Raw genomic sequence first — 21,856 nt, 5'->3', positions numbered from 1 at the left:
GCGACCGTCAGCAGCCGGGCTCGGGCCGAGCGTCGTCGATCGCCGCGACCAGCCGCGCGGCCGGGGTGGCCACGCCCAGCCCGGCCTCGGTGACCGCGTGCACCTGCCCGACGACCTGGCCGTCGTCGGCGACCACCGGCGAGCCCGACGCACCGGGCGCGACCTCGACCTCGAGCAGCAGACGCGGACCGGTGACCTCCGCGATCCGACCTGCCGCCGTGAAGGGCGTCGCGGCCGGGAACCCGATCAGGCGTACGGCATCCCCCACGGCGCGGGTCCCCGTCCCGAGCGCGAGGGCTGGCGGCAGCGCGGCCGGATCGTCGACCTCGAGCACCGCCACGTCGGCCGTCGAACTCGTGCGTACGCCCGTGACCCGCAGCCGCGTGGAGCCGTCGAGCGCTCGTACGCCGACGATGCGAGCGTTCGCGACCACGTGGCGGTTGGTCAGCAGCGCCGGTCCGGCGCCCGTGTCGACCACGAACGCTGTCCCCGATGACGCCCGGCCGTCGCACCCGACGGCTCGGACCAGCACCACCGTCTCGGCCGCCTCCGCGCCGGTCCGGTCCCCCTCCAGGGTGGCGACCACCGCGTCCGCCGAGCGCCGGAAGTCGAACTCGTCCGCCAGGAAGGCCCCGGCCGGGACGATCAGCGCGACCACCACGACGAGCGCGAGCCAGGTCCGGGCTGACGACAGCAACCGCGTCATCGGGGAGGTGAACCCCGCCAGGTCGTCGGGATCGTCATCAGGTGCGAGCACGGCTACGTCCGGTGGCGGGCCTTCGACGCTACCGAGCGGCTACCGACGTGGCCCAGGTCTGCGCCGCCGCGGCTCCACCACCGGGGACGGCGCCTCCTACGAGGGCGTCCCGGCGAGCGCCGCCAGACGCTCCAGGGTGGTGCGCATCCCCGCGCGGTTGCGGGCCTCCCGATCGCGGACACCCGTGCCGAGGACCGATGTCGTCGCGAACAGCGGGCTGCGCTGGTCGGTGGTCGACTCCCGGACGAGCGTGCCCTCCCCCTGCGGCTCGAGGTCGTAGGACCACTCCGACACCGCCGCACCGAGGACGGAGACCCGGTAGGCGAAGCGGCGCCCGGGGTCGGCGGTCGTCACCGTCGCCGTCGTCCACCACCGGAAGACGCCGTTGCGGTTGAAGCCCCGGAACCGCGCGCCCACCTGCGGACCCGTCGCGTCGTCCAGCCACTGGACCCGGTAGCACTCGGGGCTGAGGGTCGCCATCAGCGCCGGATCGGCCACCACGGCGTAGACCTCGTCCGGCGACGCCGAGACGTAGCGTTCCTCGCTGATGGTGGCCACGGTCCCCTCCTGTGCCGGTCCGGGTGCCTCCTGGATCCGACGGTCCGTCCGGACGCTAGTGCGCGGGGCGCAGCGGACCGCTACCGCCGGGCCCGCCGGAGGCGGGCCAGGCGCGCCCGCGCCACCCGGTTCCCACGCCACGCCAGGTACCCCGCCGCCGTGCCGAGCAACGCCGCCACCACGAGAAGAGCCACCGACAGCGCCGGTCGAGCCCCACTGACGGCGCCCCGGGCCGGGACCGCGACGCGCCCGCGCAACCCGGGCTGCTCCGCCGTCTGGAGGAGACGGTCCAGCAGCCAGTCCGGCGGCGGCTCGGCCTCACGGGCCGCCGCCTCACCGAGGTCCGCGAGCTCGGCGGCCAGTGCCTCCTGGCGCTCCAGCTCCGCACGACAGTCGACGCAGCGGCGGGTGTGTCGTTCGACGAGGCGGCGCCGCCACGCCGCCGCGGTCCCGTCGACCACCGACGGGAGGTGGGCTGCGACCTCGCGGCAGATCCGGTTCACGACGTCACCTCGGCGTGGTCGGGGGGCTCGGCGGCGGTCTGCGTGCCGACGCGCCGTCGGAGCTCGGCGTGTGCACGGTGGAGACGCACCTTGACGGCAGCCTGGCTCACCCCGAGCGCTTCCGCGGTCTCACGGGTGGACAGCCCACGCACGTCCCGGAGGACGACGACGGCCCGCGCCCCGGCGGGGAGCGCCGCGACCGCCGCGCGCAGGCGAGCGCTGCCCTCCCGGGCCAGGAGACGGTCCTCCGGCGATGCATCCGCGTCCTGGAGCACGGCCTCGTCCCCGTCCCTCCTGCGGTCCGCCCCCGGTGCAGCGAAGGGCAGGACGCCAGCGGTCTGGCCCCGGACCCGCACGTCCCCGCGCCGTCGCAGGGCCGTGAGGCAGACGTTGACCGTCACCCGGTGCAGCCAGGTGCCGAACGCCGCCTCGGCGCGGAAGCCGAGCACCGAACGGACGACCCGGACGTAGACCTCCTGGGTGGCGTCAGCCGCGTCGGCTGGATCGCCGAGCAGCTGCAGGCACCGGCGGTAGACACCGGCGTAGGTGGCGCGGACGAGCTCGTCGAGGGCGCCAGCGTCTCCGCGCTGCACCGCACGTACGAGCTCCGGATCGACGTCCACGTCCCCATCGAAGCGCACCGAGGACAGGCAGGTGTGTAACCGATCCGCTCCCGCGGGGGTCCAACCAGGTGCGTGGGCCAGCTCGGCTCACCGATCACGACCCGGAGGTGGACCGTGTACCCGTTCGTCGTCCTCATCGTCCTCGCGCTCGGCTTGTCGGTCCTGCACCAGACCGCCGACGAGCTGCTGCCCTTCCGCACACCCGCAGCCCTCACGCGGACCCTCGCCGTGGTGGTCGCTGCGGGGCTGGCCTGGATGCTCGACTACTCCGCGTTCGCCGCGTTCGGTCAGGAGCTCCGGGCCGCCTGGATGCACCCGGTCATGACCGGTCTGGTCCTCATCGCCAGCGGTGAGCTCGTCCGCTCGGTCATCACGGCGATCGCTCACCGAGCCGGTGAGCCCCCGGTCGAGACCGACCTCGGCGCCCGGACGGTCCGCGCCGCCTGAGGGACGTCGCCCATCCGGCCCCACCGGTCACCGACCGAGGCCCCACGCTCCCTGGGCCGAGGTCGGTGACCGCGGGGCTGGTTCAGGCCGGGCGGCCGGGCAGGACGCAGAAGCCACCCCCGAAGCCGGGCTGGCGGGGCGCCTCCGGCCGGGCCGGCAACACCTCCGGCAGCAGCAGCGCGCTGCGATCGACCCTGGGGAGCGCCGCCACGGCCGACGCATCCGTGGGCACACCGCTGAGGCTCGTCGTCACGGACCGGCCGCTCGGGCCCGCCTGTCCCGGCTGGTCCGGCCGCCCCGGCTGGTCCGGCCGCCCCGGCTGGTCCGGCCGCCCCGGCTGGTCCGGCCGCCCCGGCTGGTCGGGCCTCCCCGGACGGCCGGGCTCCTCGGGCGCGGACCAGGTCGGATCGGCGGCCCGGACCTCCGGCGCATCGAGCACCTCGACCCCGCGGACCATGTCGTTGGTCACCAGGTACCCGGCGTAGTAGTGCCCGCTCCAGGCCACCCCGTCCTCGGGCATGTAGTGGGCGATCAGCTCGGGGGCCAGCAGGTTCGAGATGTCGTGGGCGGTGATGCCGCCGGCGAACCAGGACGCGACGATGACATCGTCGTTGCCGGGGACCCAGTTGTAGTTGTGCGCCGCGCACCACGAGTCGGCCCACCCGTTGATCGGGCCCGCGTCGTACAGCGTGCCGAAGCCCTGGTCGTCCGGGTGGTCCGGGGGCGCGATCCGGCCGGCCAACAGGGGCAACTCGGGGACCGAGATGTCGTAGATCCACAGGGACCCGTACAGGTCCGCGGCCTCACCGCTGCAGGTGTGGAAACCGAACGCCTCGTCGTTGATGGCCAGGTACCGCCCGCTCGGGCTGACCACGGCGTTGTGGGCGAACTGGATCGCCGGGTTCACGATCGTGCCGACCACGTTCGGGTCCTCGATGGCGTCGCCGGCGATGTCCCAGACCTGGACCTCACCGAGCCCGGCGCAGAACGCGTGGTCGCCGTCGTGGCTGAAGCCGAGGTCGTGACACCCCTGCGCGTTGTGCTCGAAGGCCTGCACGTAGCGAGGCTCGAGCGGGTCCGACAGGTCGACGATGCCCGTGGGGCTGACCCGTCCGGTGTCCACGTTGGTGCCGTTGGCCAGGCCACCCGGCAGGATGTAGAGGTAGGGGCGCGTCGGGTGGGGCATCACGGTGTGCGCCGAGTCGTGGCCCACCAGCGAGACGATCGACGGCACCGTCTTGTCGGTGACGTCGACGACCATCACCCCGTTGAAGCCCCCGTACGCGGGCCGGGTGTTGGGGTCGTCGGCGAGCGCGTCAGCCGTGCACAGGTTGCCGTGGTGGGCCATGACGACGTACTCGCGGTCACCCGCCGGCGTGTTGTAGACCTCCGGGTCGAGGTAGCGCACGTAGTTGTCGGTGCCCGGGCACGCGAGCTCGCCGACCACCGACATCGTGTCGAGGTCGATGATGCGCAGGCCCCCGTGCTGGCCCTCCTCGACGTTCTGCCGGTTCAGGTCGTCGCGGAGGTTGGCCTGGCCGGCGAACAGGTAGCGCTCGCCGTCGGAGTCCACCTCGCTGCCGCCGATGCCGGGGAAGTGGGCGACGGGGGTGACGTCGCCGACGATCGTGGCGTTGGCCTCGGGGCCGGAGCTGGCCGCCGGCAGGGCGAGCAGCGCGGCCAACGCCGTCGCGACGATCGCGGACGTCCTCGGTGCGTGGGTCCTCACGGGTTCCTCCGGCGTGTCGGTGGGGTCGTCAAGCGGGCGACGGAGCCACGGCGCGGGTCCGTCGACGGGTGCGGGCGGTCAACAGGAGCGCGCCCGCGAGGCCGAGGGCCAGCACGCTCGGGTGGCCGAGCAGCCGTTCCCACAGCGGCGCGGGCTGCACCGAGGAACCCGCCATGAGCAGATCGAGCGCACCGACCACGGTCCCGGTGGCCGGTTCGTCCGACAGCCGCAGCACCTCGAGGCCGCGGCGGTAGTCCATCGAGTAGACGACCTCGTCGGTGATCCACTGCGCCGACCCGGCGTAGCCCTCCGCCGGGTTGAACCAGCCGATCTCCTCCATGGTCCCGTCCGGGGCGACGTCGACGAACCTGGTGCCCCAGTCGTAGTAGGCGGCGACCATCCGCCCGCCACCGTCGAAGCTCGGGGCGAGCTCCATCCAATGGGCGCAGTAGAGGGTGTGCCCGGGAGCGTCACCGTCGAGGAAGATGCCGCGCTCCTCGACGTGGAAGGTGTCGAGCCGTTCGAACCCGGCGCGGTCGAAGTGGCGGTGGTTGCCGCTGCGCTCGTACTTCCGGTCGGCTTCAGCGACGGATGCGGCCCCGTAGGTGCTGATCCACGATCCCTCGCCCTGGCAGTCGCTACCGGCCAGGTTGGTGGGGCCCTGCGGGGCGATCTCGGTGCCCGCCACCAGGAACGCGTCACGGCCCTCGTTGCCCCACTCCACGCTGTGGTAGCCGAAGGTGTGGTAGTCGACGACCAGGTCCTCGAGCAGCCGCGGGGCCGCCGGGTCGGTGGTGTCCATCAGCACGTTGTGGGCACCGGCGGACATCACCCGACCGGTGCGGAACTCGGTCAGGTCGTGGGTGTAGGGGCGGTTGGAGAAGCCCTCGCCGAGCCCGACGTGCTCACGCCACGAGGTGTCGAGGACGACCGGATCGGTCGGGTCGGTCAGGTCCACGATGTACCCGGTGCGGCCGTAGGCGTACGCGCAGCCCCGGTCGGCCGTCGAGACGCAGGTCCAGGTGTGGTCGACGACGGGCGCGGTGCCGATGACCTGCATCGCGGCGGGGTCGGACACGTCCACGACCTGCAGCTGGGGCAGGAGCGTCGGGGCGAGCGGATCGATGGCGTCGACCAGGAGGATGTGCCCATCGGTGTCGGGGTCCTCCTGCGCGAGCGCGACCCCCGTCTCCGACTGCGGCAGGACGAGCGAACCGAGCAGCGTCGGGTCCTCGGGCACCGACGCGTCGTAGACGAACACGCCCCGCGGGTCGGTGAGGTAGAAGCGATCGTCGAGCAGCCGCCCACCGGCGGTCCCGGCGTGCTCGGGGAACCGTCCGAGGAACTCGACGTTGTCGGTCGCCGCGTACGTGAGGTCGAGCGGGCTCGTCGGCGCGACCGGCAACGCGGGGTGCGCGGCGACGGGCGCCGCGGTGACGAGGAGCAGCGACGCGGCGGCCAGCGCCGTCGGCAGGACGGTGAACGGACGACGCACGGAGCTCTCCCAGCCGGTGGAACCTGCTCCGTGCCTCTTCCGCGTCCGACCCGCGGGTCCCTCCCGCCCGTGCGGAGCGAGCACACCCGGCCGGCCGACTCACCCGGTGCCTGACGCGATCTCCTCGGCCTGTCGGTCGAGCGCATCCACCTCGGCGGCGAGCTCGTCCGCGGCCTGACGGACCTCACGTTCGGCCCCCTCGGTCGCGGCGAGCTCCTCCGCAGCGGCGGTAGCGTCGCGCTGCAGCCGCTCGATCTCGGACTGCAGCTCGGCGAGGTGTGTACGCGCCGCCTCGACCGCGTCCGCAGCCCGCCGGACCGCCGTCTCGGCGTCGTCCTGGCGGTCGGCGAGCTCCGCACGGCGCGATCGGATGGCCTCGAGCTCCGCCGCACGACGGGCGTCCGACCCGTCCGTCTCGGCGGGCTCCGGGGCGGCGCTCCCTGGCTTCGGGTGTGACGTGCGGGCTCGGCCACGACCGGTGGGGGGCGACAGCGAGGCCAGCGCCGCGAACCCCGGTGACGGAGCCGGCCGCAGCAGCGCGCCGGCCCGCAGGTCGGCCGCGACGGTGCCATCGGTCGCCGCGGCGAGGAGGGTGGCCTCGACCTCGTCGAGGTGGGCCTCCGGGGCTGTCCCGGCGGCTGCGAGGCGGTCGCCGGCCAACGACCGGAGTCGCCGGACCTGCGAGGTGAACGCGGTCGAGGCTGCCCGGACCGCGTCACGGTCCGGGTCGGCGACCGTCTGGGTGCTGCGCACCCGGTCCGCCGCGGCGAACAGCGCGTCGAGCTCGTCCGGGTGGTGGTGGGCCAGCTGGTCGAGCCCCCAGGCCGGCACCGTGGGCTTGCGTCGTCCACCGAGCTCGCGGGCCAGGTCGACCTGACCCGCAGCCTTCAGCTCCCGGGCCCGTGCCGTCCGCGCAGCCACGAAGTCGGCGAGCGGCCCGGCGGTGAGCTGCCCGACCTCCTCCCGCAACGCCCCCGTGAGGTCCGTCTCGCTCACGCGGCGCCGGCTTCCTCGTCCGACGACCGCAGCGCCGCCACCAGCTCCTGCTTGTTCAGCTGCGAACGGCCCGGCACCTGCCGTTCCTGGGCCAGCTCGTAGAGCTCCGTACGGGTCATGGACGCGTAGTCCGGGCGACCGCCCTCGGACGCCCTCGTGTCGCCACCGTCGTCGTCGCCTCGCGCTCGAGCGAGGCTGCGTTCGAGGGCCGCGACGAGGTCGACGACGTCGCCGGTCTGCTCCGCCGGTGTCGGCAGCTCGATGTCCTGGCCCTCGGCCTTGGCCTCGAGGAACTCCCGGACACGTTCCTGGTGCTCGTCGCGGTAGCTGGTGGGGTCGAAGTCGGTCAGCAACGAGTCGATCAGCTGCTCGGCCATCGCCACCTCACGCTCGCGGACCTCGACGTCCCCGAGCGTCTCGTCGACCTCGAGGTCGGCCGGGTCGGCGACCTCGTCGGCGTAGTGCATGGTGGACAGCACGAGCAGCCCGTCGCGAGCGCGGATGGCGGCGAGGTAGGAGTTGCCACGCATCACGAAGGTCGCGATGGCGACCTTGCCGGCGCGTTCCATCGCCTCGGTCAGCAGCCGGTAGGGCTTGGCAGCCGCCTCGCCGCCGGGGCTGAGGTAGTAGGCCCGGTCGTAGTAGATGGGGTCGATATCGGCCTGCTCGACGAAATCGAGGATGTCGATCATCCGCGACCGCTCGGGGTCGAGCGCGGCGAGCTCGTCCGGATCGACGACCACGTACCGGCCGTCGTCGACCTCGTAGCCCTTGACGATCTCGTCGTAGGGGACCTCGTCGCCCGTCTCGGTGTCGACACGCTTCTGCTTGACGGGCGCGTTGGTCCCCTCGTGCAGCTGCTTGAAACGCACCGCGTGGCTGCGCACGGCCGTGAACAGCTGCACCGGCACGTTCACCAGGCCGAAGCTGATCGATCCGCTCCAGGTCGCCCGCGCCACCGCCCCACCTCCGACTCGTCGGTGACGCAACGATGCCACCACGGCCGGAGCCGCGCACGCGCCAGCGACCGGCCGGACGACGCCGGTCCCGCGCCGGGTCAGGGGACCAGGATCCGCGGGACTGCCGTCGGTACCTGATCGACCGCCAGGCAGGCCAGCGCGATGTCGTGCAGTTCCCGGGTGTCGAGCTCGACCGCTGACGACACCGCCTCGCCGCGCTCGTCGAGGTGCAGCCGGATCGACGGTTCGTCGACGCGCCCGCGGTGCACGCCGGTGACCACCCCCCGCCACCCGACGAAGGCCCCGTGCGTGACCTCGACCCAGTGCCCGACGGGGTAGCTCGGCACCAGTTGGCGCAGCTCGGCGAGCAGCTCGCGGTTGAGGTGCGCGCCACCCATGCCATCGAGCAGCCTCGCGACCCGGTCCGGTGGCATCGCCGGGCGGTACGGCCGGTCGGAGATGAGGGCGCTGTACACGTCGGCGATGGCGGCGATCTCGGCGATGAGCAGCATGTGGCCCGCACCGACCTGCTCGCGTCGGGCCCGCGACCCGATCCGGTTGCGACCGACCAGGCCACGGGGGTAGCCGCCACCGGCCTGCTGCTCGTGGTGCTGGTAGGCGACGTGGGCGGGCAGGATGCTGTGCACCGGCATGCGCCGCACCAGCTCGAAACCCATCCGCGGGTGCTCCTGGATCGCGGCGAACTCCTCGGGGGTGAGGACGCCGGGCTTGTCCAGGATGGCGACGTCGATGTAGGTCTTGCCGATGTCGTGCAGCAGGCAGCCGAGCGCCAGCTCGCGCAAGCGACCGACCGGCAGCCCGATCCGCTTGCCGAGCAGGACACCGACCACGGCGACGTCCACGGAGTGCTGGAAGGTGTACTCGTTGTGGGTCTTGAGCGACTCGAGACCCGCGATCGTGTCGTGCTCGAGGATCTCGGCGATGAGGTGCTCGACGTCCGCGTAGAGGTCGGAGATGCTCCGCTCCCCCTCGTGACCGATGTCGAGCGGCCGCTCGCCGAGGCGGTCGACCGCCCCGTCGACGCCACCGCCCGTGCCGGCCCGCTCGGCCGCGATGATCGCCACCCGGTCGAAGGCGGTCGCGACGTGGCCGGTCAGGGTGGAGCGCACCCGTTCGGTCACGATGTCGTCGGGCACCACGTCGTCGGCGATGCCGTCCTGGACCAGCACCGACAGGATCCCGTGGCGACGCAGGGCCCGGATGTACCGCTCGGTCAGCGGCGTGCCGGCGACCAGCAGCGCCTGCCCCGAGCCATCGAGGATCGTCCGCCCGAGGATGGCACCGGGGCGGAGATGTTCGACCGACTGGCTGTACATCCCGCTCCCAGAGCGTGAAGGGGGTCGTGTGACCCGTCGGTCGCACCGTCGCCGGCTGAAGAGGTCCACGGCGACGCGTGTCGGCGTGCGGCTCTACAGTCGTCCCCGAACGAACGGAGCCACCGTGAGCGACCTGCAGTCACCCGTCCTCGTGACCCTTCCCGACCGCCACGCGGTCGAGGCCGCGCTCGAGACCCACCGGCGGGAGCTGACGGGTTACTGCTACCGGATGCTCGGCGGGTCGTTCGATGCCGAGGACGCGGTCCAGGAGACGCTCGTGCGTGCGTGGCGGGCCGCGGACCGCTTCGAGGGCCGCTCGTCGCTGCGGACCTGGCTGTACCGCATCGCCACCAACGTGTGCCTCGACCAGCTCGACGGCCGGCAGCGCCGCGCGCGGCCGATCGACCTCGGTCCGGCCAGCGTCGCGCCGACCCACCCGGGCCCGCAGCTGCCCGAGGTGACCTGGCTCGAGCCGATCCCGGATGCCCGGGTGCTGCCGGACGATGCCGACCCGGCCGCACGCGCGGTCGCCCGGGACACCGTCCGGCTCGCGTTCGTCGCCACGCTCCAACACCTGCCGCCACGGCAGCGCGCCGTGCTGATCCTGCGCGAGGTCCTGCGCTGGCGAGCCAGCGAGGTCGCCGAGCTGCTCGACACGACCGTGACGTCGGTCAACAGCGCGCTGCAGCGCGCCCGCGCGACGATCGCCCAGCACGAGGTGCTGGACAGCGACCCCCACGATCCGCTGGACGAGCAGCAGCGGGCGCTGCTGGCGCGCTACGTCGACGCGTTCGAGCGCTACGACCTCGACGCCCTCACTGCGCTGCTGCACGAGGACGCGACCCAGTCCATGCCACCGTTCGCCCTTTGGCTGCAGGGTCGCGACGAGGTCGTGGCCTGGATGGCTGGCCCAGGGGCGGAGTGCGAGGGCTCGCGGCTGCTGCCCACGGTGGCCAACGGGTCCCCCGCGTTCGGGCAGTACCGGCCGAGTGGCCCGAACGGCGAGCACGAGCCGTGGGCGCTGCAGGTGCTCGAGATCGCCGAGGGGCGCATCGTGGCCCAGCAGTCGTTCCTCGACGTCGGGCGGTACTTCCCGCTGTTCGGGCTGCCGCTCGAGCTCCCCTCGTGACCTTCCTCCGGGGCTCGCTGCCGGCCCTGGTGACCCCGCTCACCCCCACCGGCGCCGTGCACGAGGACGACCTCGCGACGCTCGTCGCGAGGGCGGCTGCGGACGGGGCGTCGGGCGTGCTGGTGGCCGGGTCGACCGGCGAGGGTGCCCTGCTGGAGGCCGACCAGCGCGTCCAGGTCACCCGGCGAGCACGCACCGTGATCGACGCCGGTCCGGGCAGCACCACCCTGGTGGCCGGTGCCACGGGACCGACCGTCACCGCGCTCCAAGCCGACGTCGCACGCCTGGCAGCCGCGGGGGCGGACCTGGTGCTGGTGCTGGCGCCGAGCACCTACCCGCTGCACGTGGACGAGCTCGTCGACCTGCACGTGACGGTCGCCGACGCCGCCGAGGTCCCGACGCTGCTCTACCACCTGCCGCAGTACACCGGCTCCTCTCTCACGCCCGACGCGCTGCGGGAGCTGGCGACCCACCCCCGCATCGTGGGCCTGAAGGACTCCTCGCCGGACGCCGAACGCCGCGCGAGTTTCATCGAGGCGGTGGGCGGCACCGACGGGTTCGCGGTGCTCACCGGTCACGCCCCGACCCTGCGAGCGGCGCTCGAGGCCGGTGCCGACGGCTCGATCACCGCGATCGCCAACGTCCGCCAGCGCCAGATCGCCTCGCTGCACGAGGCGGTGGCCACCGGGGACGGAGCCGGCGCTGCCCACGAACAGGCAGCACTGACCCGCACCACCGAGGCGCTCGCGGCCGTCGGCTCGTCGCCGCCCGCGGTGCTGAAGGCCGCCCTGCAGCTCGACGGGACGATCGCGGAGCGGTGGTGTCGCCGGCCGCTGCGCTCGGTGCCGGCGGGCCGACTCGACCACGTCCGGACCGCGATGATGCGGTAGGTCGCCGCGCCCCAGCCCGAGCCAGGCAGTCACCCCTCCACGTACAGCCGTCCTCCCAGGCGCTGGAACTCGGCGGCCTTCTCGGCCATGCCCTCGTGCAGCGCCTCGACCTCGCCGAGGCCGCGTTCGGCGGCGTACTCGCGCACGTCCTGGCTGATCCGCATCGAGCAGAACCCCGGGCCGCACATCGAGCAGAAGTGGGCCGTCTTCGCGGCGGGTGCGGGCAGGGTCTCGTCGTGCATCGACCGTGCGCGGCCCGGGTCCAGGGACAGGTTGAACTGGTCCTCCCAGCGGAACTCGAACCGTGCCTTGGACAGCGCGTCGTCACGACGCCGCGCCCCCGGGTGTCCCTTGGCGACGTCGGCCGCGTGCGCGGCGATCCGGTAGGCGATCAGCCCGTCCTTGACGTCGTCCCGGTCGGGCAGACCGAGGTGCTCCTTCGGGGTCACGTAGCAGAGCATCGCCGTCCCACCCATCCCGATCACGGCCGCACCGATGGCCGAGGTGATGTGGTCGTAGGCCGGCGCGATGTCGGTGACCAAGGGCCCGAGCGTGTAGAAGGGCGCGTCGTCGCAGACCTCGCGTTGCCGGGTGACGTTCTCGAGGACCTTGTCGAGCGGGACGTGTCCGGGGCCTTCGACCATCACCTGGACGTCGTGCCGCCACGCGGTCCTCGTGAGCTCGCCGAGGGTGTCGAGCTCGGCGAACTGGGCCTCGTCGTTGGCGTCCGCGACGCTGCCGGGACGCAGCCCGTCACCGAGAGAGAACGCCACGTCGTAGGCGCCGAGGATCTCGCACAGCTCCTCGAAGTGGGTGTAGAGGAAGCTCTCCTGGTGGTGGGCGAGGCACCACGCCGCCATGATCGACCCCCCACGCGAGACGATGCCGGTGACCCGCTGCGCGGTCAACGGCACGTACCGCAGCAGCACGCCGGCGTGGATGGTCATGTAGTCCACCCCCTGCTCGGCCTGCTCCACGACCGTGTCGCGGAACAGCTCCCAGGTGAGCTCCTCGGGCTGGTTGCCGACCTTCTCGAGCGCCTGGTAGATCGGCACGGTGCCGATCGGCACCGGGCTGTTGCGCAGCAGCCACTCGCGGGTCGGGTGGATGTGGGCACCGGTCGACAGGTCCATGACGTTGTCGGCGCCCCACCGGCAGGCCCACACGAGCTTGTCGACCTCGGCCTCGATCGACGACGTGACCACGGACGTGCCGATGTTGGCGTTGATCTTGGTGAGGAACTCGCGGCCGATGATCATCGGCTCGGACTCGAGGTGGTTGACGTTGTTCGGGAGGATGGCGCGCCCGGCGGCGATGGCTGCCCGGACCGTCTCCGGGTCGACCTCCTCGCGTGCGGCGACGTAGGCCATCTCGTCGGTGATCTCGCCCCGGCGGGCGTAGTGCAGCTGGGTGACCGTGCGGCCGGGGGCGGCGCGCAGCACGGGCCGCCCCTCCCCCGGACCGCCAGCGGCGGCGGGTGCGGCGGCGGTGTCGAGGTAGGGGCGGGCGCGGCCGACCTCGACGACGTCCCCGCGACCCCGGACCCAGGGCTCCCGCAGCGGCGCCAGCCCGGCGGCGAGGTCGACCTCCACGTCCGGGTCGCCGTGCGGCCCCGAGGTGTCGTACAGGTCGACCGGTCCGTTCTGCTCGTCGCCGAAGCGGCCTCGGGTCGGGTGCAGCGTCACCCGCTTGACCGCGATGCGGTGCCCCGCAGGGCTCGACCGGTAGGCACGGGTGATGCCCGGGGTGCTGTCGAGGTCACCTGCACGCACGTGGGACGTGTCCACGATGTCTCCCTCCGCCGGTGTTACCCGGATCAGGTCTGGCGGTCGGTGACGGCAGTCACCCTCTCAGCCCGTTGCCACGAGCTCCCGCGATCGGTCCGTGGACCGTAGCGGCCCGGACCCGGCTGGTGCCGGAGGGGCCGGCGGACGGCAGCAGCGCTGCCGTGGACGGCAGCGCCGCGTGCGGTTCAGCGGTCGCGGTCGACGAGCGTGCACCCCACGCCGGCCGGGCCACCGAGGTGGACCGCCATCCACGCCGGCTCGTCGTCGTTCCGCGCGAGCACCGCGTGGCACTCCAGGCAGACCCGCAGCCCCTGGGCCTCGCTGACCAACACCATGCCCCGTCCCCACCGTCTGTCGATGCTTCCAGCATGCGCCGATGCCGGCCGGACCGCCTGGGACGCAGGTCCCCGCCGTCCGGGCCCGAGGTCGCCGCCGCCCTCGGGCCGGTGGCTCAGCGCGGGAGCGGGAAGGTGAAGCACAGGGCGGTGCCCTCGACGCAGATCGTGCCGTCGTCGCGGGTGACCGTCGTGGCAAGGCGGGTGATCGGCTTGTCTCGGCGCACGTCGAGCACCTCGACCGCGCCCGTGATCTCGTCGCCCGGCCGCACGGGCGCCCGGAACGACCAGTCGGTGTGGAGGAACACCGTGCCCGGTCCGGGGAGGTCCTCGGCGACGACGGCGTTGAGGATGGCGGTCGTGACACCCCCCTGCACCACGAGGCCGCCGAACGGGGTCGCCGCAGCCACCGCCGGGTCGTAGTGCAAGGGGTTCCGATCCCCGCTGATCGCCGTGAACCGCTCGATGTCCTCCGGTGCCACCCGCCGTGAGCGACGGGCGGTGGCCCCGACGCTCGGCGCTCCTCGCGGCCACACCTCGTCGGATGTCGTGATGTCCCTCACGGTGTCCTCCTCGCGGTTCAAGCGGGCTGCACGGTCCGCTGCTGCAGCGCGGCGGTCTCGACGCGCATCGCGTCGCTGAGACGCATCAGGTGCCCCCGCAGGGTCGGCAGGTCCCAGTCGAAGCCCGCGATGGCATCCGTCTCGGCGACGATCGGCATCGCGATCGTGTCACGTTCCTGCTCGTACCCACCGAACCCCTCGACGGGATCGGCATCACCGAGCAGCACGGCGGCCGTCGCGTCGGCGAGCAGCTCGGCATCCCGCAACGCGTCGGTGATCCCGTGCGAGGTGACCGGGTCCCGGTACAGGCCGGCGTCACCGACGAGCGCCCACCCGGGCCCCCACGGACGACGGACGAGGCTCGGGTGGCCAGCGTCGATCCGGAGCCGGCCGGCCGGCAGCCACCGCAGGAGGTCGGCGACCTCCGGGGACGCTGCCCCGAGCGTCGCGTCGAACCAGGCGGCCGAGCCCACCCCCCGTTCGTGCAGGAAGCGACGCGTCGCGGTGCCAGCCCAGACGACGGTGCGGCCCCCGTCGGTCGGGATCAACCCGGCGCCGTGGCCTGGACGGTAGACCCACTCGTACCCCTCGGTGGGCAGGTCGGCGACGTAGCGGTAGCCCACGGCCGTCGACGTCCGCCCTCGGTGGAGCACCGGGGCATCGACGGCCCGCGCGATCCTCGAGGCCCGGCCGTCAGCGCCGATCACGAGCCGGGCGCGCAGGATCGTCGCCGCTCGCCCGGTCCGCCGCGGGGGGCGTACCGCGACGCCGACGACCCGGCCGCTCACGGGGTCGCGCACGACGTCCTCGACGTGCACACCGTGGCGTACGTCGGCACCCGCCTCGCGGGCCGCGGCCACCAGCAACGGGTCGAGCACCGTCCGCCGTGGCGCGAACAGCGGACCAGCCCGCAGATCGACCGCCTCGACGTCGTCGCCGTAGTGGAACGTCACTCGCTCGACGGGCGGGGTGCCGCCCGCGACGAGCCGCTCGAGCAGCCCCCAGCGTTCGAGCTGGACGACGGCCCCGCGCATCAGCGCGTGCGTCGACAGCGTGTCACGACCCGCGGGTTCGCGGTCGAGGACGAGGACGTCGAGGCCGTGCCGCGCGAGCAGCATGGCCGTGGCAGCGCCGGCGGGCCGGGCGCCGACGACGATCGCGTCGTAGGGGGGACGGGTCACGGGACCACCTCCTCGATCAGTCGCGGGCGGTGGTACCGGGGCAGCTCTCGCCCTCCGGTACCACCGTCGCACGTCACGGCGTGTCGACCTCGACGGTCACGTCCACCGGGTTGTTGAAGGTGTCGAACACCACCGAACGCGCCTGCGCCCGAGCGACGAGCTCACGCAGCTTCTCCTCGGGCGCGTCGCCCTCGACGGTGAAGCGGACACGGACGGCCTGGAAGCCGTTGCGGACCTCGTCGTCGATGCCGAGCGCGCCACGGACGTCGAGGTCGCCCTCGAGGTGGGAGGTCACACGGGTCAGGGTGACCTTGCGCGCAGCCGCCACGTACACGAGGGTGGTGGTCAGACAGGCCGCCAGCGCGTGGAGGGCGAACTCCGCCGGGTTCGGGCCCTCGTCCTGACCGAGCAGCAGCGCCGGCTCACCGGCGTCGAGCTGGAAGGTCACCTGCCGGGCCGAGTCCTCGGCGCCCGCCCCGTAGAAGCTCTGGATGGTCGAGCGGTTGTGCGCGCCGCCCTTCCACTCGTTGTCGGCGCGGAACTGGAACCGTGCCAGGTCCGGTTGCGCCGCGATCGCGTCGAGGGTGGCGTACAGCGTGCCGGTGTCGACGCCGTTGCGGTGGGTGTCGGTCGTGGTCATCGTGCTCATGGGGCTGGCTCCTCGGAGTCGAGCACCGTCGATCGGTGCGGTGTCGACACCGTGCACCGGCAGCCACCGGGTTCCCTCGGTGGCCGGCACCCACATCGACCGTCCGGACCACCTAGCTCGCGGGGGACGCCAGCAGCCCCAGCTCACCGGCCCGTGCTGACGCCTCACGGCGGTTGCTCACGCCCAGCTTGGCCAGGATGGCCGAGACGTGGTGGTCGACCGTCCGGACCGACAGCACGAGCCGCTCGGCGATCTCGCCGTTGGTGGCCCCGGCGCAGACCAGGTCCAACACCTCGACCTGGCGTGGGGTGAGACCGAGCGGGTGGTCCCGGGTCTCGGCGCGCGGCCCCCGGGGGACGCGCGCCACACCGAGGTCGCGCAGACGGCGGCGCACGGAGGTCGCCGTCGCCACCGCGCCGAGCCGGTCGAGGATCGCCAGCCCCTCGAGCATGGCGGCGGGGTCGCCACAGGTCAGCTCCAGGGCCTCCAGGTACGGCCACCCCCGGTCCCGCCAGCCGGTCGCCGCGGATCGCCAGTCACCCCGGATGCCGCTCGCCCACGGCTCGGGGACCGCCGGGGGCGGTTCGGCCGGACCGTCCACGAGGGCGCGGTACCGGAGCAGCTCGCCGAGGTACCAGAGGTGACCGACCCTGGCTGCCGTCGCGGTCGCCTGCTCCGCGACCGCCCGGACCTGGTCCACACGCCCGGTGAGCCAGCCCCACTCGAGGTACGCGGCGGCGGCGGGCCCGAGGCGCTGGATCTCGCCGCTGGCGACGGCGAGGCTCCAACCGCGCTCCAGGAAGCGCTCGGCGCCGTCCTCGCCCCGGCGGGCGAGCAGGCGCCCGATCATCGCCGCGGCGACCGTCTCCGCCCAGCCGGTCCCCGATCCATCGCCGTGCACGCTGCGGAACACCTCCTCCGCGGCGTTCCAGGCACCCTGGGACAGGTCGAACCCTGCCCGCATCATCCCGAGGGTCGCGACGCCCGCATCGAGGTCGTGCCCGCTCGCGTGCGCCAGACCGACGTCGAGCGCGTGCTCGGCCAGCTCGATGCGCCCCGAACGGAACGCGGCCGACGCGGTGCCCACCGCGGCGGTGATGACCTGCTCGTGCGTGCCGGCTTCGACGGCCCCGTCGAGCGCTCGGCGGAGGTCGGTCAGTCCACCGCTGTCCCCGCACATCACCCGTGCGGTGCCCCGCTGGGTGAGACTGTCCGCCAACACGCCGGCAGCGCCGACCCGCTCGGCGAGCGCGACCGCCGCCGTGCCGACCTCGGCTGCCTCCTCGAACCGGTTGGCCATGAGGAGCACGAAGGCGTGGGTGCTGCGCGCGGCGGCGAGCTCGAGCCGATGGTCGGTCCCCTCGAGGACCTGCGCGGCGCGTTCGGCCGCCGCGACCGCCGTCTCCGAGCGCAGACCCCAGTAGCGGGCCTCGGCGAGTACGGTCAGCGCGATCCCGAGGCCGCGGGCATCGTCGAGCACCTCCCACTCCGCGACGGCCCGTTCCGCCTCGTCGAGCGCCTCTGCGAGGCGGTTGATCCGCAGCAGCTCACGTGCGAGCTCCGCGCGGACGGTCGCGCGTTCGGTCGCCGGGAGGAGGTCAGGGGCACGCAGCGCCTGTCCGAAGGCAGCCGCCGCGTCCCGGTGGGCTCCTGCTCGGACGGCGGCACGTGCCGCCGCCGGCGCGTGGTGTGCCGTGCGGGCCGCGTCGCCTGCGCCGAGCGCGTGGTGGACGAGGCGGGCGGGATCGGTGCGAGCTTCGTCGAGCGCCGCCAGCAGCCGTCCGTGGCACGCGGCCTGCTGGGCCGCGGGACACGCCGCGACCACGGCGCGCCGCGTCAGCTCGTGCCGGAACCGCACGTCGCCGTCCTCGACCACGACCAGACCGAGCCGCTCCGCCTCGACGAAGGTGGCGACCCCACCATCGACCACGGCCGCGATCAGGTCGAGCTCGAGACCACCGGGTGCCACCGCGAGCTGCTCGAGCGCCGCCCTGCTCGCCGCCGTCAGCTCGCGCAGGCGCGCCGCCGTGGCGTCCCGGATCGTCATCGGCACGGTCCCGTCGGGCGCGGCGAGGACCTCGGTGAGGAAGAACGGGTTCCCGGCGGTGACCTCGTGCAGGTGCGCGGCGTCGGAGCGTCCTGCCGCGCCCGGGAGGGCACTCACCGCCGCGAGCGAGAGCCCCCCGAGGGGAAGCCGCCGGACGTGCGGCCCCGCCAACGACCCGGTGAGCGAGAGCAGCGGGTGGCCATCCCCGAGGCCGTCCCGGTGGGTCAGCACCAGGACGACCGGCGCGTCGGCGACGCGGCGACCGAGGAACCGCAGGACGTCGAGGGTGGCTTCGTCGGCCCAGTGGACGTCCTCGATGACCGCCACCGTCGGACGCAGCGGGTTGCGGAGCTCCTCGTCGACGGCCGCGAGCAACGTGTCCCGTGACGCGTCGGCGGCCAGGGCGGTGTTGAGCGGCCCGGCCGTGCCACGGACGGCGTCACGCCACGGACCGAGCGTCCGCGGCGGGACCAGGTCGTCGCACGCCCCCATCAGGACCCTGGCGCGCTGCGCCCGGTCGCGGACCCACGCCGCGACGAGCGTCGACTTGCCGATACCCGGTTCGCCCGAGACGAGCACCACGCTGCCGGACCGATCCTCGTCGGCGCGCTCGAGCGCCTCGTCGAGGACGGCCAGCTCGGCCTCCCGCTCGAGCAGCACGGCTACCGCCTCACGTCTTCTCGGTCGAGCGAGTACAGCTGCTGCGGCTCGAACCCCTTGACCTCCACGACCCCGAGGTCGGAGAAGACGAAATCGTTGGCGATGAGCCGGTAGGTCGGTTCGCTCACGACGATCTGCATCGGCTCCGCGAGCCCCTCGAGCCGGGAGGCCAGGTTCACGCCCGGCCCGAAGATGTCGTAGACGTACTTCTGGACCCCGACGATCGATCCGATGACGGGACCGGTGTTCAGCCCGATCCGGCCGAGCCACTGATCGGGGTGCGAGGCGTTGCGTCGCTCGAGGTAGCGCCGGATCCGCAGCGCGACCCGGGCGAGGTTGTGGGCGTGATCGGGCGCCGGGTCGGGCAGTCCGGCGACGGCCATGTAGGCGTCCCCGATGGTCTTGAGGCGCTCGCCGCCGAACAGCTCCACGATGCGATCGAACGCGGTGAAGATGTCGTTGAGCTCGGTCACCAACGCGGCTGGATCGCGCGTCACGGCCATCGACGTGAACTGCACGAAGTCGAGCATCATGATCGTCGCGTCGTCGAAGCGTTGCGGCGTCACGGTGCCGAACTGGGTCATCTCGTCGAAGACCGACCGCGGCATGATGTTGAGCAGCAGCTTCTCGACGCGGTCCTTCTCGCGCTGCAGGTCGCGCGAGCTGCGTTCCGCCATCTGCGAGTACGAGTCGAGCATGTACTCCGCTTCGCGCTGCTTGGAGACGTCCCGCGCCTCCACGAGGACCAGTGGGCCGTCGTCGAGGTCGAGCGGCCGGAGGTCGACCACGAGGCTCACCGCACGCGGGCCGTCCTTGACCTCGGTCTCGAAACTGAAAGCCTCCCCGGCGTCGAGGCGCGGACGGGCGAGATCCTCGCGGAGGCCGGTCAGCCGTGGCGCGAGCCGTTCGCTGTCGTCCTGTGTCGGCGGGAACCAGCGGAAGAACGACCCGTTCTCGAAGCGGACGACCCAGTCCTCCGGGTCGACCACGGCCACGCCCCACGACAGGCGTTGCACGATCGACACGAGGTGTTCGAGGTCGACGCTCACGGTTCGTTCACGATCGAGCCGGCTCGGGCCTGGATGGAGCGGTCGATCGTGTCGACGTCGTCCGGCGCGAAGCCGTGCTCCTCGAGGGTGTCGCGCAGCAGCTTGCGCATGAGGTCGAGCTCCGCCGCGGTGATGTGCAGTGGGGCGTGGACGCGCAGCAGGGCGTCATCGGTGTACGCGGTCCCCGGCCCGCCCGTGACGAACGAGATGAACTGGGTCTGGTGGTTGATCAGCCCGCGCATGTCGACGTCGACGAAGTGTCGGCCGAGCTGCGGGTCGTCCAGCACGCGGTCGTAGAACCCCGACACGACCTTCCGGATCGAGGTGAACCCCCCGTAACGCTCGAAGATCGTCGCCACCAGCCCCCTCCTCGTCACCCCCCGCGTCCGGTCATCCGAGCGTACGTCCGTCGGTCGGGACGGTGGCCGCTCCGCGAGCCGGCGATGCCTCGCTCGGACGCGTTCGCGCTGCAGGCGCGCCAGATGCTGCTGGTGCCGCGCGCCGTGGTCCGTCCGGACCGTCCGGACGGACCGAGGCGCGGCTCGAGCCGGTCACGCCGCGCGGACCAGCCGGGTGATGCGGCGCATCACCAGGTAGCGGCGACCGGCTCGCGGTGGCCGCTGGCGACGCTGCTCGCGGCGGTGCCGCTCGGCCACCGCGTGCTGCTGTGCGGTGCGTTGCTTGGCGACGGACATGGTGTAGAGGAACTCGGGGCCGATCACGGTGGTCTCCTCGGGTCGGGATCGGCTGCCACCATCGCTCCACCCACCGCGCCCTTCGTCGGTGACCGTCACCCAGATCGGGGCGACCGACCACCGGTACCGGCCTCCGCGACCTGGGTGACGATCACCCATCCACCGAGGGCGACGGGTCCCGCACGGTCACGGGGTGCCGTTGACCCGACCGGAAGGACCCGCCGGTGGACACCATCTCGAGCGCTGCCCTGATCGCCTGCGCCGCTGCGCTCACCGTGAGCCTGTGGACCCTCCGCGTCGCGCTCGCCGCCCGGGGGCGCCGCGTGGCCAGCGCGATCGTCGCCGGGGGCGAGGCGGTGCTGTTCGTGGTCGTCTTCAGCCGACTGCTCGACAGCCTCGGTGATCCCGTGCGCTTGGCCGGGTACGCCGTCGGCGTGGGTCTCGGCACGCTGGTCGGCCTGACCGCGGACGAACGGCTGAGCGGCGGCCAGTCCGAGATCCGCCTGGTGGTCTCGGGCCCGGGGACCCCGCTCGTCGACGCGCTGCACGCCGCCGGGTGGCCCGTGACCGCAACGGTCGGGTGCGGCCCGTCGGGTGCGATCACGTCGCTGTCCGTCGTGGTGGACGATCGCCGGTCCCGCGAGGTCACCGCCCTCGTCGATGCCCTGGCGCCGGGTGCCTTCCTCACCGTCGAGCGTCTGCGGCGTGCTCGCCCCGTCCCCCTGCCCGCGGGTCTCGTGCAGGTCGGCGGCCCGCGGGGGCAGCGCGCCGTGGGTGGTCGGCGACGCCGATGTGGGCAGCCGTCACCGAAGGCGCGTCCCACCTGGCATCGGATGGTCACGGTCCCCGAGATCCGAGACCAGCATGCGCCTGATCAGGCCCCGCCAGGTGACCGTCCGCCCGATGACGCGTGACGACGGTGCCGCCCTCGACGAGGTGCACCACGGCATGTCCACCAGGAGCCGTTACGCACGCTACTTCCGACCCGTCGACCGCATGAGCGACTCGATGCGAGGAGCGCTCCTCGACATCGACGGGCGACGGCAGGTCGCGCTCGTGGCGGAGCACGCCAGCACTCGTGCACAGCGTGCCATCGGCATCGCCCGGTACGTGGTGGTGGCTCCCGGTCGGGCCGAGATCGCCTACGAGGTGGTCGACGCGTGGCAGGGGCGCGGTGTCGCCACCCGCCTCGTGCACGAGTTGGTCGCCACGGCCCGCAGGAACGGGGTCGAGCAGGTGGAGGCGTCGGTGCTCGAGGAGAACGTCGCGAGCCTCGCCGTGCTCCGCCGGTGCCTGCCGCAGCTGCGCATCACACCGGAGCCGGACGCGCTAACGGTCACCGCTCGCCTGATCGAGCGGGACCTCGACCTCGATGAGCTCGTCGCCCAGCTGACCGCGTGATCGTCACGTCGTCGACGTCGGCGTGCCAGGCCGAACCCGTGGACGTGGACCAGCAGCGGCCGAGAG

Annotated in this window: 23 protein-coding genes and 1 riboswitch; of the genes, 5 read left to right on the top strand and 18 right to left on the bottom strand. The window is 73.2% G+C overall.

Going from position 1 to position 21,856, the window contains the following annotated elements:
- Window positions 1-7 precede the first annotated feature (7 nt).
- From NITAL_RS14075 to NITAL_RS14060, 4 genes are all read right to left on the bottom strand, one after another.
- Entirely contained in the window at window positions 8-757 is a 750-nt protein-coding gene (locus tag NITAL_RS14075) for a S1 family peptidase (RefSeq protein WP_052666884.1), read from the bottom strand.
- Between the two features lie 96 nt (window positions 758-853).
- Window positions 854-1,315 (bottom strand): SRPBCC family protein, encoded by a 462-nt coding sequence (locus NITAL_RS14070; protein ID WP_052666883.1) that lies wholly within the window; start codon window positions 1,313-1,315, stop codon window positions 854-856.
- A gap of 80 nt (window positions 1,316-1,395) precedes the next feature.
- On the bottom strand, window positions 1,396-1,818 hold the full coding sequence (locus tag NITAL_RS14065; RefSeq protein ID WP_052666882.1) for an anti-sigma factor family protein: 423 nt from the start codon (window positions 1,816-1,818) through the stop codon (window positions 1,396-1,398).
- Window positions 1,815-2,459, bottom strand: coding sequence for an RNA polymerase sigma factor (locus NITAL_RS14060; protein ID WP_052666881.1), 645 nt, complete (start codon window positions 2,457-2,459; stop codon window positions 1,815-1,817). The genes NITAL_RS14065 and NITAL_RS14060 overlap by 4 nt, the downstream gene beginning before the upstream one ends.
- A 96-nt stretch (window positions 2,460-2,555) precedes the next feature.
- Here NITAL_RS14060 and NITAL_RS14055 point away from each other — a divergent pair, with 96 nt between their 5' ends.
- Window positions 2,556-2,888, top strand: coding sequence for a hypothetical protein (locus NITAL_RS14055; RefSeq protein ID WP_157041834.1), 333 nt, complete (start codon window positions 2,556-2,558; stop codon window positions 2,886-2,888).
- A gap of 82 nt (window positions 2,889-2,970) precedes the next feature.
- Here NITAL_RS14055 and NITAL_RS14050 read toward each other — a convergent pair whose 3' ends face one another.
- From NITAL_RS14050 to NITAL_RS14030, 5 genes are all read right to left on the bottom strand, one after another.
- On the bottom strand, window positions 2,971-4,617 hold the full coding sequence (locus NITAL_RS14050; RefSeq protein ID WP_052666879.1) for an LVIVD repeat-containing protein: 1,647 nt from the start codon (window positions 4,615-4,617) through the stop codon (window positions 2,971-2,973).
- A gap of 28 nt (window positions 4,618-4,645) precedes the next feature.
- Window positions 4,646-6,112 (bottom strand): LVIVD repeat-containing protein, encoded by a 1,467-nt coding sequence (locus NITAL_RS14045; protein ID WP_052666878.1) that lies wholly within the window; start codon window positions 6,110-6,112, stop codon window positions 4,646-4,648.
- Window positions 6,113-6,211: 99 nt separating this feature from the next.
- Window positions 6,212-7,108, bottom strand: a complete 897-nt coding sequence (locus NITAL_RS14040; RefSeq protein ID WP_052666877.1) for a hypothetical protein — start codon at window positions 7,106-7,108, stop codon at window positions 6,212-6,214.
- On the bottom strand, window positions 7,105-8,067 hold the full coding sequence (ku, locus tag NITAL_RS14035) for a non-homologous end joining protein Ku (protein WP_052666876.1): 963 nt from the start codon (window positions 8,065-8,067) through the stop codon (window positions 7,105-7,107). Before ku ends, NITAL_RS14040 begins: the two co-directional genes overlap by 4 nt.
- 98 nt (window positions 8,068-8,165) lie before the next feature.
- Window positions 8,166-9,404: an HD-GYP domain-containing protein gene (locus NITAL_RS14030; RefSeq protein ID WP_052666875.1), complete on the bottom strand. Its 1,239-nt coding sequence runs from the start codon at window positions 9,402-9,404 to the stop codon at window positions 8,166-8,168.
- Between the two features lie 133 nt (window positions 9,405-9,537).
- Between NITAL_RS14030 and NITAL_RS14025 the strand changes: the two genes are divergently transcribed.
- Entirely contained in the window at window positions 9,538-10,533 is a 996-nt protein-coding gene (locus NITAL_RS14025; RefSeq protein ID WP_342674229.1) for a sigma-70 family RNA polymerase sigma factor, read from the top strand.
- A complete protein-coding gene (locus tag NITAL_RS14020; RefSeq protein ID WP_052666874.1) occupies window positions 10,530-11,423 on the top strand; it encodes a dihydrodipicolinate synthase family protein in 894 nt (297 codons plus the stop codon). Before NITAL_RS14025 ends, NITAL_RS14020 begins: the two co-directional genes overlap by 4 nt.
- Before the next feature lie 29 nt (window positions 11,424-11,452).
- Here the strand turns inward: NITAL_RS14020 and thiC are convergent, their stop codons facing one another.
- The 9 genes from thiC to NITAL_RS27335 all read right to left on the bottom strand — a co-directional run bounded on the left by thiC (window position 11,453) and on the right by NITAL_RS27335 (window position 20,416).
- Window positions 11,453-13,162 (bottom strand): phosphomethylpyrimidine synthase ThiC, encoded by a 1,710-nt coding sequence (gene thiC / locus NITAL_RS14015; protein ID WP_052669685.1) that lies wholly within the window; start codon window positions 13,160-13,162, stop codon window positions 11,453-11,455.
- A gap of 35 nt (window positions 13,163-13,197) precedes the next feature.
- Window positions 13,198-13,308, bottom strand: a riboswitch (TPP riboswitch).
- A gap of 87 nt (window positions 13,309-13,395) precedes the next feature.
- Complete coding sequence (locus tag NITAL_RS27340) at window positions 13,396-13,545, bottom strand: hypothetical protein (RefSeq protein WP_157041831.1); 150 nt, start codon at window positions 13,543-13,545, stop codon at window positions 13,396-13,398.
- Between the two features lie 116 nt (window positions 13,546-13,661).
- Window positions 13,662-14,099: a MaoC/PaaZ C-terminal domain-containing protein gene (locus tag NITAL_RS14010; protein WP_083442192.1), complete on the bottom strand. Its 438-nt coding sequence runs from the start codon at window positions 14,097-14,099 to the stop codon at window positions 13,662-13,664.
- A gap of 26 nt (window positions 14,100-14,125) precedes the next feature.
- Complete coding sequence (locus NITAL_RS14005; protein WP_052666872.1) at window positions 14,126-15,289, bottom strand: NAD(P)/FAD-dependent oxidoreductase; 1,164 nt, start codon at window positions 15,287-15,289, stop codon at window positions 14,126-14,128.
- A gap of 73 nt (window positions 15,290-15,362) precedes the next feature.
- Window positions 15,363-15,938 (bottom strand): OsmC family protein, encoded by a 576-nt coding sequence (locus NITAL_RS14000; protein ID WP_211262407.1) that lies wholly within the window; start codon window positions 15,936-15,938, stop codon window positions 15,363-15,365.
- 112 nt (window positions 15,939-16,050) lie between these two features.
- Entirely contained in the window at window positions 16,051-18,645 is a 2,595-nt protein-coding gene (locus NITAL_RS13995; protein WP_052666871.1) for an ATP-binding protein, read from the bottom strand.
- Window positions 18,646-18,647: 2 nt separating this feature from the next.
- Window positions 18,648-19,694, bottom strand: a complete 1,047-nt coding sequence (locus NITAL_RS13990) for an adenylate/guanylate cyclase domain-containing protein (protein WP_052666870.1) — start codon at window positions 19,692-19,694, stop codon at window positions 18,648-18,650.
- A complete protein-coding gene (locus NITAL_RS13985) occupies window positions 19,691-20,053 on the bottom strand; it encodes a group I truncated hemoglobin (protein WP_052666869.1) in 363 nt (120 codons plus the stop codon). The genes NITAL_RS13990 and NITAL_RS13985 overlap by 4 nt, the downstream gene beginning before the upstream one ends.
- 192 nt (window positions 20,054-20,245) lie before the next feature.
- On the bottom strand, window positions 20,246-20,416 hold the full coding sequence (locus NITAL_RS27335; RefSeq protein ID WP_157041830.1) for a hypothetical protein: 171 nt from the start codon (window positions 20,414-20,416) through the stop codon (window positions 20,246-20,248).
- A gap of 197 nt (window positions 20,417-20,613) precedes the next feature.
- Between NITAL_RS27335 and NITAL_RS28075 the strand changes: the two genes are divergently transcribed.
- The gene (locus NITAL_RS28075) at window positions 20,614-21,303 is read left to right on the top strand and encodes a DUF5698 domain-containing protein (RefSeq protein ID WP_052666867.1); all 690 of its coding nucleotides are present in this window, start codon (window positions 20,614-20,616) and stop codon (window positions 21,301-21,303) included.
- On the top strand, window positions 21,293-21,790 hold the full coding sequence (locus tag NITAL_RS13970) for a GNAT family N-acetyltransferase (protein WP_169786837.1): 498 nt from the start codon (window positions 21,293-21,295) through the stop codon (window positions 21,788-21,790). Before NITAL_RS28075 ends, NITAL_RS13970 begins: the two co-directional genes overlap by 11 nt.
- Window positions 21,791-21,856 lie beyond the last annotated feature (66 nt).

The sequence above is a fragment of the Nitriliruptor alkaliphilus DSM 45188 genome (assembly GCF_000969705.1).
GTDB lineage: Bacteria > Actinomycetota > Nitriliruptoria > Nitriliruptorales > Nitriliruptoraceae > Nitriliruptor > Nitriliruptor alkaliphilus.
This window is presented reverse-complemented; position numbering and strand designations above follow the sequence as displayed.